Below are 12,189 nucleotides of genomic sequence, written 5' to 3' on the forward strand. Positions count from 1 at the left end.
TACGGCCGAGGCGGCCCGCGTCGACCATGCGCTGGAGCAGCGGGGGAGCGGCGTACAGCGGCTCCTTGTACTCCTCGTACATCGAGTACGCGACCGAGGCGACCGTGTCCAGGCCGATCAGGTCGGACAGCTTCAGCGGGCCCATCGGGTGGGCGCAGCCCAGCTCCATGCCGTTGTCGATGTCCTCGCGGCTCGCGATGCCCGACTCGAACATCCGGATCGCGGACAGGAGATAGGGGATCAGCAGCGCGTTGACCACGAACCCGGAGCGGTCCTGGGCGCGGATGGCGTGCTTGCCCAGCACCTTCTCGGTGAACAGCTGGGCGCGGCTGAGCGTGCCCTCGGAGGTGGTCAACGCCGGGATCAGCTCGACGAGTTGCTGCACCGGGGCCGGGTTGAAGAAGTGGATGCCGATGACCTGGTCGGGGCGCGAGGTGGTGACCGCGAGCCGCACCAGCGGGATCGAGGAGGTGTTGGAGGCGAGGATCGCGTCGGGACGGGTCACGACCTGGTCGAGCACCTGGAAGATCTCGGTCTTCACCTGCTCGTTCTCGACGACGGCCTCGATGACGAGGTCGCGGTCGGCGAACTCGCCGAGGTCGGTGGTGAAGCTGAGCCGCGCCTGTGTCTCGGCCAGTTCCTCGGCGGAGATCTTGCCGCGTTCGGCGGCCTTGGACAGGGAGTTGAACAGCCGGGTCCGGCCGATCTCCAGGGCCTCGCCGGTGGTCTCGGCGACCTTCACGTCCAGGCCGGCGCGGGCGCACACCTCGGCGATACCGGCGCCCATCTGGCCGCAGCCGACCACTCCGACCCGCTCGATGTCGGTCACATCGTCCCCTTCGCTGAGATCCACGCAGTGACAGGAGCCCGTTGTCCGGTTCCTGCTCCGATCGTGCACGTTACCCGCAAGTATCGATGATCGATCGCCGGGGTCGGGCATCCTGGGGCGCGGAGACGATCCGTGGCCGCACGGATCCGCAGCGTATGGGGGTGTACGAATGGGCCGATTGTCACGTCGGACGTTCGCGATGGCGGCGCTGTCCACGCTGGCCACGACAGGCAGCGCGGCGGCGGACACCGGGCGCGCGCCGGCAGCGGCCGGGCGTCCGCGCGCGGTCACCGAGATGCGGGGCGTGTGGCTGGCGACGGTGGCCAACCGCGACTGGCCCTCCCGCCCGGGCCTGACCGCCGCGCAGCAGCGCACCGAACTGATCGCCCACCTCGACACCGCGGTCCGCGACCGGCTCAACACGGTGATCTTCCAAGTCCGGCCCACCGCCGACGCGTTGTGGCCCTCGCCGTACGAACCCTGGTCCCAGTACCTGACCGGCACCCAGGGCGTCGCCCCCGGCTGGGACCCGCTGAAGACGGCCGTAGCGGAAGCGCATGTGCGGGGGCTGCAACTGCACGCCTGGTTCAACCCGTACCGCATCGCCAACCACACCGACCTGACGAAGCTCGTCGCCTCGCACCCCGCGCGCAAGCACCCCGACTGGGTCGTGACGTACGGCGGGAAGCTCTACTACAACCCCGGGCTGCCCCGGGTCCGCCACTTCGTCGAGAACGCGATCCTCGACGCGGTGCGCAAGTACCCCGTGGACGCGGTCCACTTCGACGACTACTTCTACCCGTACCCGGTCGCCGGCCAGACCTTCGACGACGACGCGGCCTACGACGAGTACGGCGGCGCCTTCACCGACCGGGCCGCCTGGCGCCGGGACAACATCGACAAACTGATCCGCGAGACCGCCGCCCGTATCAAGCGGATCCGGCCGGGCACGCGCTTCGGCATCAGCCCCTTCGGCGTGTGGCGCAACGCCGCGACCGACCCGCGCGGCTCCGACACCACGGCGGGCGTGCAGACGTACGACGATCTCTGCGCGGACACCCGGAAGTGGGTGCGCGAGGGCTGGATCGACTACATCGTTCCTCAGCTGTACTGGAACATCGGCTTCGCCCCCGCCGACTACGCGAAGTTGCTGTCCTGGTGGGCGGCGGTCGCGCGCGGCTCGAAGACGCGGCTGTACGCGGGTGAGGCGCTCTACAAGGCGGGCGACCCGGCGCAGCCCGCGGCCTGGCAGGACCCGGCCGAACTCTCCCGGCACCTCACCCTCGCCGACCGTTACCCGGAGGTCGGCGGTCATGTCTTCTTCGCCGCCCGGGACGTCGTGGTGGACCGCATTGGGGCCATGGCGCGGGTGGTCGCCGACCACTACGGGCAGTCGGCGAAACCACCGCGCTGAGCTACTGGTCCGTGTCCTGGTGCCTGATTTCGCAGTCGGGGCCGGGTGACATCACGGCCTCGTGCCCGTCGGGGAAGCGGACCCGGTAGGGCGGGTTGCCCTCCGTGCCCATCACCTCGACGACCTCTGAGACCTGGTCGTGCCGGCCGACCACCCTGCCGTGCTGGACGAGCCTGTCGCCAACGGTCGCACGCATTTGCAGCGCCTCCTCACCGAATCCGGGAGCAGCGGTCCATGCCTTTCGAGTCTACGGCGGCCCGCCCGGCCGGGACCGGGTCGCGCACGCTCCTCAACTCCGGGCGCGCTGGGTGACGGCGATGCACACCAGCACGGCCGCCGCCGTCAGCGGAGCGGCCACCGGCAGCCGCTCGCCCAGCAGGAACACCGACCACACCAGCGTGAGCAGCGGCTGCGCCAACTGCAACTGGCTGGCCTTCGGGACCCCGATGGCCGCCATGCCCCGGTACCAGACGACAAGCCCCAGGAACTGCGAACCGGCGGCGACCCACAGCACCCCGGCCACACTGTGCGCGGTGAGCTGCGGGGTGTCGTACGACAGCGCGACCGCGGCGGCGGGCACGCTCAGCGGGAGGCACAGGACCAGTGCCCAGGCGATGACCTGCCAGCCGGGCATCACCCGGGCCAGACGGCCGCCCTCGGTGTAGCCGGCCGCGCAGACCAGCAGAGCCGCGAGGAGATACAGGTCGGCGGTGGTCAGCGCGCCGCCGCTCTGCTCGATCGTGAAGGCGAGCACCGCGCCCGCACCCGCGAGCGCGGCCGTCCAGAAGGTGCGCGAGGGGCGGATGCCGGTGCGCAGCGCGGACAGGGCCGCGGTCGTCAGCGGCAGCAGGCCGACGACGACCGCTGCGTGCGCGGTGGTCGACGTCTCCAGCGCGAGCGTGGTCAGCATCGGGAACCCGACCACCACTCCGGCCGCCACGACGGCCAGCCCGGCCCAGTGCCGGCGGGCGGGCACGGGCACGCGCAGCGCCAGCAGACAGCCGCCCGCCATCAGCGCGGCGAGGACGCAGCGCACGGACACCAACGACCAGGGGCCGAAGCCTTCGAGCCCCCAGGCGGTGGCGGGGAAGGTGAGGGAGAAGGCGATCACACCGAGCGCGGCGAGGACCGTACCGGCGGGGGTCTTCGCCGCCTTGGCCGTCCCAGGGGTGGCGGGGGCGGTGCCGACCGCTATCGGGCTCGGCGCAGTAGCGCTATCGTGTGCTCTCATGCAAGAGCGTAGCAGCGTGGGCGAACTGGCGAATCACCTACGGCGTGAACTCGACCGCTACTCTCCCGGTGGAAAGCTGCCGTCGAGCCGGGCGCTCGTCGAGCGGTTCCGGGTGAGCCCGGTGACCGTCACGCGCGCCCTCGCACAGCTGACCGCCGAGGGACTGGTGGTCACCCGCCCCGGCGCCGGCGCGTTCCGGGCCGCGCCACGCCCCGCGACCACCGCCACGGGAGACACCTCCTGGCAGGAGGTCGCACTCAGCGCGGACGGTGCCGCCGACGTCGTACCGCGCACGGTCGACGCGTCCGCCGTCCTGGCCACGCTGGCCGTCCCGCCGCCGGGCGTGATCGAGTTCAACGGCGGCTATCTGCACCCGTCCCTGCAGCCCGAGCGCGCGATGGCCGCGGCCCTGTCCCGGGCCGGGCGCCGCCCCGGCGCCTGGAGCCGGCCGCCGATGGAGGGACTGCCGGAACTGCGCGAGTGGTTCGCGCGCGGCATCGGCGGAGCCGTCACCGCCGCCGACGTCCTCGTCAGCGCGGGCGGTCAGACCGCGCTGACCACCGCACTGCGCGCCCTGGCACCCCCCGGCGCACCCGTTCTCGTCGAATCACCCACCTATCCGGGCATGTTGGCGATCGCGCGGGCGGCCGGCCTGCGCCCGGTCCCCGTGCCGGTCGATGCGGACGGCGTACGTCCCGCCCTGCTCGCCGACGCGTTCCACGCGACCGGTGCCCGGGTGTTCGTCTGCCAGCCCCTCTTCCAGAACCCGACCGGCGCTGTCCTGGCCCCGGCCCGCCGCCCCGAGGTCCTGCGCATCGCCCGTGACGCGGGCGCGTTCGTCATCGAGGACGACTTCGTACGACGGCTGGTGCACGAGGACGCGGGCCCGCTGCCTAGCCCGCTGGCAGCCGACGATCCCGACGGAGTCGTCGTCCACGTCGGCTCCCTCACCAAGGCCACCTCACCCAGCTTCCGGGTCAGCGCACTCGCCGCACACGGACCGGTACTGGAACGCCTGCGCGCCATCCAGGTCGTCGACACCTTCTTCGTCCCCCGGCCGCTCCAGGAAGCGGCCCTCGAACTCGTCGGCTCACCGGCCTGGCCACGCCATCTGCGCGCCATCTCGGCCGAGTTGAAGACCCGCCGGGACACGATGACGGCGGCCCTGCGCCTGCAACTCCCCGACTTCGCCCTCCCGCACATCCCCTCCGGCGGCTACCACCTCTGGCTCCGCCTCCCGGCCGGCACGGAGGAGCAGTCCCTCACGACTGCGGCCCTGCGCGCAGGCGTCTCCCTCACCCCGGGCCGCCCCTACTTCAGCGCCGAACCCCCGGCCGCCCACATCCGGTTGAGCTTCGCGGCGGTCGCGGGGACGGGGGAGATCGTGGAGGGGGTACGGCGGTTGCGGGCGGCCTGTGACGAGGTGCGCTAGACCAGGGCGCCGGTGAACTCCAGGGACGCGAGCAACTCCGGCGTCAGACGGACTCCCGTGAGGCGATGGGCGAGCGCGAAGGCGGCCTCGGTGTGCAGGTCGTAGCTCCGGTCGTCGTCTTCCCTCAGATCGAAGCCCGACTCCCGCATCCCGGTGAGGAGTTCGGGTTCGTCCGCGTGACTGCCCTCCCGGGAATAGGCGAAGAGCGGCTCGAAGCGCAGCCGTATCTCCCCGTCCTCCAACCAATAGAAGCGGTCCACCGCGTTCACGTTGCGGAAGTGGGAGACCACTGTGCGCCCGCGCGAGACGGGGAGCATGGCCGCGCTGGTGACGCCCAGATATCCGTTGTGCTCGACCATCAGCGACCAGTCGCCGACCGCGGCGACACCGACGAAGAGCGGGTCCCCGTAGTGCTCGTCCCAGGCGTTGTACGACGGCTCGCGCAGGGGCTCGACACCCTTGACCCGTATCTTCTCCGGCTCCGCTCCCAGCTCGTGGAGCAGCCGGTCCGGTGTGATCTCCCGGACCAGCGTGACGCAGTAGGCATGCATCAGCGGGGAAAGCTCCGTCTGGAGCCAGGTGTAGTCGGCGGCGGTCGGCGTTCGTGTCATGTCTCGAAGCCTGCCACCCACCACTGACAACGCCCGCTCCACCGGCCAAAACCGCTCGACACCCCAGCCCCTGGCCTGCGATTCTCCCGCCATGAACGACATCCCGAGCCTCCCCGACGGCTATGAGTTCTCCGCCGAATCCGCCCGCGTCGACCTCGACCGCACCTACCACTGGCTGTCGACCGACGCCTACTGGGCGAAGGGCCGCCCCCGCGAGCAGCACGAGCGCGCGGTCGCGTCCTCGATGAACTTCGGGGTGTACGACACGGCGTCGGGCGAGCAGGTGGCGTACGCGCGCGTGGTGACCGACGGGGCGTTGTTCGCGTGGCTGTGCGATGTGTACGTCGACCCGTCGGCACGCGGCAAGGGAATCGGTACGGCGTTCATCGGCGCCGTTCGCGAGGAGTTGCGGCCGTTCGGACTGCGCCGGATCCTGCTCGCCACGCACGACGCCCACGGGGTGTACGAGAAGGTCGGATTCAAGCCACTGGCACGGCCCGACCAGTGGATGGCCCTGTATTTCGAGTGACTTGTCCGCCTGGTCCTGACTTCGAAGTAAGGTTTCGCCCACCCTGGGTAACTCTCACCCGGCCCCCCTTGACCTGCGTACTTCGGCGGATCACCATCGCCGCATGCAACTTCGGGTCACGTTCGTCGCCGCCGCGCGCAGCTCCCCGCTGCTCGCGGAGCGCTTCGAGGACGACCGGCCGCTGGACCAGGCGGGCTGGGACGAGGTGCAGCGCGCCGCCCCGATTCTGCTGCCGCTGGCGGCGGCGGAGCTGCGCTACTGTTCGCCGACCCCGCGCAGCCGGACCACCGGCGACGGCCTCGGGTACACCCCGCTGGTGCAACTCGCCCTGCGGGACTGCGACATGGGCCGCTGGCGCGGGCTGACGCTCGGCGAGGCGATGGCCCGCGAACCGGCACTGGTGGACGCCTGGCTCGCCGACCCGCGCTCGACCCCGCACGGCGGTGAGTCGCTGCTCTCCTTCATCGCCCGGGTGGGCGGCTGGCTGGACACCCGGCCCGGCGAGGACGGCGGCCGGATAGTCGCCGTCGCCGAACCCTCCGTCATCCGGGCCGCGTTGGTCTACGCCCTCAAGGCCCCGCCCTCGACCTACTGGAACCTCGACGTACGCCCCCTGTCGACCACCACGGTCACCGGCAGCGCGGGCCGCTGGAACCTGCGCTTCGACGGAGCGGCGGTTCAGTCGAGGCGGGTCTAGCCGGTCGACTCGGGGACAGGGGACCGGGTTCAGCCGACGCGCACATAGTCCGTGCTGAGCACCAGGTCCTTCGCGGGCCCGCCCACCCGCCACACGGTCCGCCACCGGTCCGCGTCCAGGACCGTGAACTCTCCCCGGTACAGGTCCGCCGAGCAGGGATGGTCGGCGACATGCCGTCCCGACGTCAGATCCAGCGCGTGGAAGGGTCGCCCGTCGCCGAAGCGCACATCGGCCGTACCGGGCGCCGTGCCCGGCAGGAACCGTAGCGTCCGCTCGGCGGGACGGGCCACGCCCCGCCAGGTGAAGGTGCCCGACTCGGCGTGCAGCAGGCCTCCTTCGGCCAGCGCGCCGAAGACGGTCGTACCCGAGAACTCGCCCTCGTCCCCGCTCGCTAGATCCCGCACCGACCGCCGCACCCGCCAACTCCCGGACAGATACGCCAGGACATCGGGAACCGGCCAGAACTCGCCCACTGCCATCCCTTCCTGCGCCACCCCTTCCCACGCCGTCGCGGTCGGCACACCAAGCGGGACGAGGTACGGCAACAACGTGGACACGCCCTCGGCCCTACGTCTCCGCCCGCGCCGGTCCCATTGACGTGCCCACGGCGCTTGCCTATCTTGCCGTTCGACGTGTTGACCAACGTCTGATATTTCGAACGACGCATTCGAGCGTCGCGCACGATCCGATACGAGCCGCGGAGTATCCATGTCACGCACCAGCCGCACCCGCCTGAGACTTGCCTTGGGGGCAAGCGCTTTCCTGCTGGCGACGGCCGTCGTCCCCGTCCCCGCCCGCGCCGCCGACGTCACCGACTACGCGATCACCGTCGACCCCACGACCCAGGGCGCCAGGATCGACAAGACGATGTACGGCGTCTTCTTCGAGGACATCAACCGCGCGGCCGACGGCGGCCTGTACGCCGAACTCGTCCAGAACCGGTCCTTCGAGTACTCCACCGACGACAACAAGTCGTACACGCCGCTCACCGGTTGGACGGTCGCCGGTACGGCCCAGGTGGTGAACGACGACGGCCGTCTCAACGAGACCAACCGCAACTACCTTTCCCTGGCGGCCGGTTCGGCCGTCACCGACGCCGGCTACAACACCGGCATCGCCGTGACGGACGGCGCGAAGTACGACTTCTCGGTGTGGGCCCGCGCCGACGGCGGCACCTCGCTCACCGTGAGTCTCCAGGACACCGGCGGCACCCTTGCGACCGCCCACCAGGTCGCCGTGCGGAAGAACGGCTGGGCCAAGTACAGGGCCACGTTCACCGCGACCCGCACCAGCACCACCGGCCGCCTCACCGTCGCCTCCTCCGCCGCGACCGCCCTCGACATGGTCTCCCTCTTTCCCCGCGACACCTACAAGCACGAGCCGAACGGCCTGCGCAAGGACCTCGCGGAGAAGATCGCCGCCCTGCACCCGGGCTTCGTGCGCTTCCCCGGTGGCTGCCTGGTCAACACCGGCTCCATGGACGACTACAGCGCGGCCTCCGGCTACCAGCGCAAGCGCGCGTACCAGTGGAAGGACACCGTCGGCCCGGTCGAGACCCGCGCCACGAACTCCAACTTCTGGGGCTACAACCAGAGTTACGGCCTCGGCTACTACGAGTACTTCCGTCTCGCCGAGGACATCGGCGCGATGCCGCTGCCCGTCGTACCGGCCCTGGTGACCGGCTGCGGCCAGAACAAGGCCGTCGACGACCCCGCACTGCTCAAGCGGCACATCCAGGACACCCTGGATCTCATCGAGTTCGCCAACGGCCCGGTCACCTCGAAGTGGGGCGGGCTGCGGGCCGGGATGGGCCACCCCAAGCCCTTCCACCTCACCCACATCGAGGTCGGCAACGAGGAGAACCTCCCCGCGGAGTTCTTCGCCCGCTTCACCCAGTTCCGTACGGCGATCGAGGCCGAGTACCCGTACATGACCGTGATCTCCAACGCGGGCCCGGACGACAGCGGTTCGACCTTCGACACGGCCTGGGAGCTCAACAAGGACGCCAAGGTCGACATGGTCGACGAGCACTACTACAACAGCCCGCAGTGGTTCCTGCAGAACAACAACCGCTACGACTCCTACGACCGCACCGGCCCGAAGGTCTTTCTCGGCGAATACGCCTCCGGCGGCAACGCGTTCAAGAACGGCCTCGCCGAAGCGGCCTACATGACCGGCCTGGAACGCAACGCGGATGTCGTCAAACTCGCCTCCTACGCACCGCTGTTCGCCAACGAGGACTACGTCCAGTGGCGCCCGGACCTGGTGTGGTTCAACAACCACGCCTCCTGGGGCTCGGCCGACTACGAGGTCCAGAAGCTGTTCATGAACAACGTCGGCACCCGGGTCGTGCCCTCAACAGCCACCGGGACGCCGTCACTTGTCGCTCCGATCTCCGGCGCGGTCGGTCTTTCGACCTGGGCGACGAGCGCGGCGTACGACGATGTGAAGGTGACGGCGGCGGACGGTTCGGCGCTGCTCTCCGACGACTTCTCCGGTGACGCGGCCCGGTGGACCCATACGGGAAGCGGGAGTTGGAGCCTCCAGGACGGGCAGTACGTCCAGACCGACACCGCCGCCGAGAACACCATGGTGTCGGCGGGCGACCCGGCCTGGCACGACTACGACCTGCACGTGAAGGCGACGAAGCGCTCCGGGAAGGAAGGCTTCCTGGTCGCGTTCGGCGTCAAGGACACCGGCAACTACTACTGGTGGAACCTGGGCGGCTGGAACAACACCCAGACCGCCGTCGAACAGGCCGTGGACGGCGGCAAGTCGACGCTGATCGCCAAGCCGGGGACCATCGAGACGGGCCGCGCCTACGACGTCGACATCAAGGTGAGGGGCCGTCAGGTCACCCTGTACCTCGACGGGCAGGAGTGGGGGAGCTTCACCGACGACAAGCCGGCCGAGCCGTTCCGCCAGGTGGTGACCAAGGACGCGAAGACCGGTGACCTGATCGTCAAGGTCGTCAACGCCCAGTCCTCGGCGGCCCGTACGGCGATCGACCTGGGTGGTGCCAAGGTCGCGTCCAAGGCGAAGGTGACTACGCTCGCGGCGGCGCCCGACGCGGTGAACAGCGAGACGGCCACGGCGGTCGCGCCGGTCCTGTCGACCTTCAACGGTGTTGCCGACAGGTTCAGTTACACCTTCCCGGCGAACTCCGTGACGTTCCTGAGGATCAAGCAGAAGTAGCTTCCGAGTCCGCCGCATCCGACGTGGGCTGCTGTCCCAGCGGCAGCAGCCCGCGCTCGGCGAAGACCTTCTTCGCGGCGAAGGTCGCGTTCAGGGCCCTCGGCATACCGCAGTACACCGCCGAGTGCGTCAGGGCCTCGACGATCTCCTCGGGCGTCAGGCCCACGTTCAGTGCCGCGTTCACGTGCACATCGAGCTGGGCCTCGCAGCCGCCGAGCGCAGTCAGCATGCCCAGCGTCACCAACTGGCGGTCGCGCGGGGCGAGTCCGGGACGGTCGTAGATCTCGCCGAAGGCCCAGGCGACGACCTGGTGACCCAGCTCGGGGTTGATGTCGTCGAGCGAGTCGACGACCCGCTGCCCGGCCTCGCCGTCGACCCGCTTCAGGACCTCCAGGCCGTGGCTGAACCGCTCTTCACGGGTGGTGCTCGCGCTCATGTCGTTCCGTCCGTTCCCGGCCGCTCGTGCTCGGATTCCTCGAGGAGCAGCTGTTCGTAGTGATCGATCTTGTTGTCCAGTACGGTCGCGTTGCGGCGCAACGCCCGTATGCGGTCGGCGAGTTCGGCGCGGTGCTCGCGGAGCATCGCCAGCCGGTCGGCGACCGTGACGTTCCCCGCCGCCCGCAGCGCGGCGAACCGCTGCATGTCGGCGATCGACATACCCGTCTCACGCAGCCGCAGCAGAAACTCCAGCCAGGCCAAGTCCGCTGCCTGATAACGCCGTTGGTTGCCGGTGCTCCGGCCGACCCGTTCGATCAGGCCGGCCTTCTCGTAGTAGCGCAAGGTGTCGTGCGAGAGTCCGGTGCGCTCGGCGACCTGGGCGATGGTCAGGGTGGGTTCCCGGTCCGACGGGTGGGACTTCAGGGGCTGTCCACCGGTCTCTGCGCTGGTCATGAACACCACGGTAGAACCTGGAGCGCACTCCAGGTCAAGGAGTAACTCCCTTGCGCTGCGACGCCGGTGCTGTCACGCTCCCCGCATGATGAATCGAAAGGCGGACCTCGAAGTCCTCCGGTGACCCCCGTGTCAGCTCTCCGTGCGGGAGCCCACCGTGTCGCGTCGGCCCGACGGCTGAGCGACGAATGGCGAGCGCACGGTCTCGCGGCGCGTCCCGCCGACCGGCCCGCGGCCGAAGCGGCCGTCGCCGCCCTGTACCGACTGATCGACGCCCCGGCCCCGGAGTTCGTCTGGGCGCCCTCGCCCGCCGCGGCCCTGTCGCTCGTCCACGACGACCCGCAGACCTTCCCACCCGTCCACTTCCGGGGCCCCAACCTGCCCCGATATCCGGAGAATTGGCCTCCGGCGGCACTTCTGGCCAACCTCGTGCAGGACCTGCGCCGCAGCCTCGACCGAGCCATCGGTCACACCGCGACCAGGGACTACTCGTGGCGCCCGCTCGCCACCGTCGCCGAACAGGCCCTGACCGCAGGGGTGTCGATGCCGCGCATCGTCGACATGGTCGCCCATGACGCGCTGTACACCACCCTGCGCAACTGCGTACGCGCCCCCATGCGCACCGAGTTGATGCCCACGACCGGCGGCACGGACGGCCTGACCTGGTACGGGCAGCACGATGCCCACTGGATCGCCCACTACGACGTGTACGCCCGGCTCGGCCTGGCGACCTACCGCCGCCCCGACGCCGAACTGCTCGCCCTGTTGGCCGAGTTGGCGCGTTCCACCGGCTGGTGGTGGCCGGGTGAGGGCCGTTGTGTGATGTCGGAGCGCCCCACCGAGGTGCACACCGAACCCCTTCCCAACGCCCACAACGGCGAAGTGCGGCTGCACCGCGACGACGGCCCCGCCGTCCGCTTCGCCGACGACACCCAGGTCCACGTCCTGCACGGCACCCACGTCCCGACCTGGGTGATGACGGACCCGTCCGTCGAGCGCATCCACGCCGAACGCAACGTCGAGGTCCGCCGCAGCGCCATCGAACGCATCGGCTGGGACACCTACATCGCACAGGCCGGCCTCCGCCGCATCGCCACGGCCGGTGATCCCGGCAACCCCGGCTCCGCGCTCCATCTCTACGACGTCCCGCGCGAGTTGTGGCGCCGCCCCGCCCGTCTCCTTCTCGTCGTCAACGGTTCCGTCGAGCCCGACGGCAGCCACCGCCGCTACGGCCTCAGCGTCCCCGCGCACTTCGACGACCCGGTGGCGGCGGCCGGTTGGACGTACGGACTGTCCGGCGAGCACTACGCGCGGCTCGTCCGCCGCACCTGAACTCCTGCTGCATTCCTTCAAGTACCAG

General features: G+C 70.2%; 13 protein-coding genes. 6 read left to right on the forward strand and 7 right to left on the reverse strand.

Translation table 11 applies throughout. The features are described from left to right. The coding region (locus OC490_RS15965; RefSeq protein ID WP_262058647.1) for a 3-hydroxybutyryl-CoA dehydrogenase at nucleotides 1-829 on the reverse strand (829 nt) is incomplete at its 3' end. Nucleotides 830-998: 169 nt separating this feature from the next. Between OC490_RS15965 and OC490_RS15970 the strand changes: the two genes are divergently transcribed. Further along, the gene (locus OC490_RS15970) at nucleotides 999-2,243 is read left to right on the forward strand and encodes a glycoside hydrolase family 10 protein (protein ID WP_262058581.1); all 1,245 of its coding nucleotides are present in this window, start codon (nucleotides 999-1,001) and stop codon (nucleotides 2,241-2,243) included. A gap of 1 nt (nucleotide 2,244) precedes the next feature. Here the strand turns inward: OC490_RS15970 and OC490_RS15975 are convergent, their stop codons facing one another. Both OC490_RS15975 and OC490_RS15980 read right to left on the reverse strand, forming a co-directional pair. Continuing rightward, nucleotides 2,245-2,439: a DUF1918 domain-containing protein gene (locus tag OC490_RS15975; protein WP_262058582.1), complete on the reverse strand. Its 195-nt coding sequence runs from the start codon at nucleotides 2,437-2,439 to the stop codon at nucleotides 2,245-2,247. Nucleotides 2,440-2,532: 93 nt separating this feature from the next. After that, nucleotides 2,533-3,474: a DMT family transporter gene (locus OC490_RS15980; RefSeq protein WP_262058583.1), complete on the reverse strand. Its 942-nt coding sequence runs from the start codon at nucleotides 3,472-3,474 to the stop codon at nucleotides 2,533-2,535. Between OC490_RS15980 and OC490_RS15985 the strand changes: the two genes are divergently transcribed. Continuing rightward, nucleotides 3,473-4,906, forward strand: coding sequence for a PLP-dependent aminotransferase family protein (locus OC490_RS15985; protein ID WP_262058584.1), 1,434 nt, complete (start codon nucleotides 3,473-3,475; stop codon nucleotides 4,904-4,906). The genes OC490_RS15980 and OC490_RS15985 overlap by 2 nt on opposite strands. On the opposite strand, the gene OC490_RS15990 is transcribed toward OC490_RS15985, so the two are convergent. After that, complete coding sequence (locus OC490_RS15990) at nucleotides 4,903-5,517, reverse strand: DUF6461 domain-containing protein (protein ID WP_262058585.1); 615 nt, start codon at nucleotides 5,515-5,517, stop codon at nucleotides 4,903-4,905. The two genes, OC490_RS15985 and OC490_RS15990, sit on opposite strands and share 4 nt — an antisense overlap. 91 nt (nucleotides 5,518-5,608) lie before the next feature. On the opposite strand from OC490_RS15990, the gene OC490_RS15995 reads away from it, so the two are divergent. Then, nucleotides 5,609-6,046 (forward strand): GNAT family N-acetyltransferase, encoded by a 438-nt coding sequence (locus tag OC490_RS15995; RefSeq protein WP_262058586.1) that lies wholly within the window; start codon nucleotides 5,609-5,611, stop codon nucleotides 6,044-6,046. 103 nt (nucleotides 6,047-6,149) lie between these two features. Beyond that, the gene (locus tag OC490_RS16000) at nucleotides 6,150-6,743 is read left to right on the forward strand and encodes a histidine phosphatase family protein (RefSeq protein WP_262058587.1); all 594 of its coding nucleotides are present in this window, start codon (nucleotides 6,150-6,152) and stop codon (nucleotides 6,741-6,743) included. Nucleotides 6,744-6,772: 29 nt separating this feature from the next. Here OC490_RS16000 and OC490_RS16005 read toward each other — a convergent pair whose 3' ends face one another. Continuing rightward, complete coding sequence (locus tag OC490_RS16005; RefSeq protein WP_262058648.1) at nucleotides 6,773-7,216, reverse strand: DUF6314 family protein; 444 nt, start codon at nucleotides 7,214-7,216, stop codon at nucleotides 6,773-6,775. 235 nt (nucleotides 7,217-7,451) lie between these two features. Here OC490_RS16005 and OC490_RS16010 point away from each other — a divergent pair, with 235 nt between their 5' ends. Continuing rightward, nucleotides 7,452-9,938, forward strand: a complete 2,487-nt coding sequence (locus OC490_RS16010) for an alpha-L-arabinofuranosidase C-terminal domain-containing protein (protein WP_262058588.1) — start codon at nucleotides 7,452-7,454, stop codon at nucleotides 9,936-9,938. Here OC490_RS16010 and OC490_RS16015 read toward each other — a convergent pair. Further along, nucleotides 9,925-10,374, reverse strand: a complete 450-nt coding sequence (locus tag OC490_RS16015; RefSeq protein WP_262058589.1) for a carboxymuconolactone decarboxylase family protein — start codon at nucleotides 10,372-10,374, stop codon at nucleotides 9,925-9,927. The two genes, OC490_RS16010 and OC490_RS16015, sit on opposite strands and share 14 nt — an antisense overlap. Further along, complete coding sequence (locus OC490_RS16020; RefSeq protein WP_262058590.1) at nucleotides 10,371-10,829, reverse strand: MerR family transcriptional regulator; 459 nt, start codon at nucleotides 10,827-10,829, stop codon at nucleotides 10,371-10,373. Before OC490_RS16020 ends, OC490_RS16015 begins: the two co-directional genes overlap by 4 nt. A 129-nt stretch (nucleotides 10,830-10,958) precedes the next feature. Here OC490_RS16020 and OC490_RS16025 point away from each other — a divergent pair, with 129 nt between their 5' ends. Then, nucleotides 10,959-12,161: a DUF6745 domain-containing protein gene (locus tag OC490_RS16025; RefSeq protein WP_262058591.1), complete on the forward strand. Its 1,203-nt coding sequence runs from the start codon at nucleotides 10,959-10,961 to the stop codon at nucleotides 12,159-12,161. Nucleotides 12,162-12,189: the final 28 nt, after the last annotated feature.

Source organism: Streptomyces sp. STR69 (genome assembly GCF_024519455.1).
Lineage (GTDB): Bacteria > Actinomycetota > Actinomycetes > Streptomycetales > Streptomycetaceae > Streptomyces.

What these genes read in the sequence shown, in the direction of transcription:
- OC490_RS16010 (WP_262058588.1), top strand. Translation starts at nt 7,452, where the DNA reads ATGTCACGCACCAGCCGCACCCGCCTGAGACTTGCCTTGGGGGCAAGC.
- OC490_RS15970 (WP_262058581.1), top strand. Translation starts at nt 999, where the DNA reads ATGGGCCGATTGTCACGTCGGACGTTCGCGATGGCGGCGCTGTCCACG.
- OC490_RS15990 (WP_262058585.1), bottom strand. Translation starts at nt 5,517, where the DNA reads ATGACACGAACGCCGACCGCCGCCGACTACACCTGGCTCCAGACGGAG.
- OC490_RS15985 (WP_262058584.1), top strand. Translation starts at nt 3,473, where the DNA reads ATGCAAGAGCGTAGCAGCGTGGGCGAACTGGCGAATCACCTACGGCGT.
- OC490_RS15995 (WP_262058586.1), top strand. Translation starts at nt 5,609, where the DNA reads ATGAACGACATCCCGAGCCTCCCCGACGGCTATGAGTTCTCCGCCGAA.
- OC490_RS15975 (WP_262058582.1), bottom strand. Translation starts at nt 2,439, where the DNA reads ATGCGTGCGACCGTTGGCGACAGGCTCGTCCAGCACGGCAGGGTGGTC.
- OC490_RS15980 (WP_262058583.1), bottom strand. Translation starts at nt 3,474, where the DNA reads ATGAGAGCACACGATAGCGCTACTGCGCCGAGCCCGATAGCGGTCGGC.
- OC490_RS16000 (WP_262058587.1), top strand. Translation starts at nt 6,150, where the DNA reads ATGCAACTTCGGGTCACGTTCGTCGCCGCCGCGCGCAGCTCCCCGCTG.
- OC490_RS16020 (WP_262058590.1), bottom strand. Translation starts at nt 10,829, where the DNA reads ATGACCAGCGCAGAGACCGGTGGACAGCCCCTGAAGTCCCACCCGTCG.
- OC490_RS16015 (WP_262058589.1), bottom strand. Translation starts at nt 10,374, where the DNA reads ATGAGCGCGAGCACCACCCGTGAAGAGCGGTTCAGCCACGGCCTGGAG.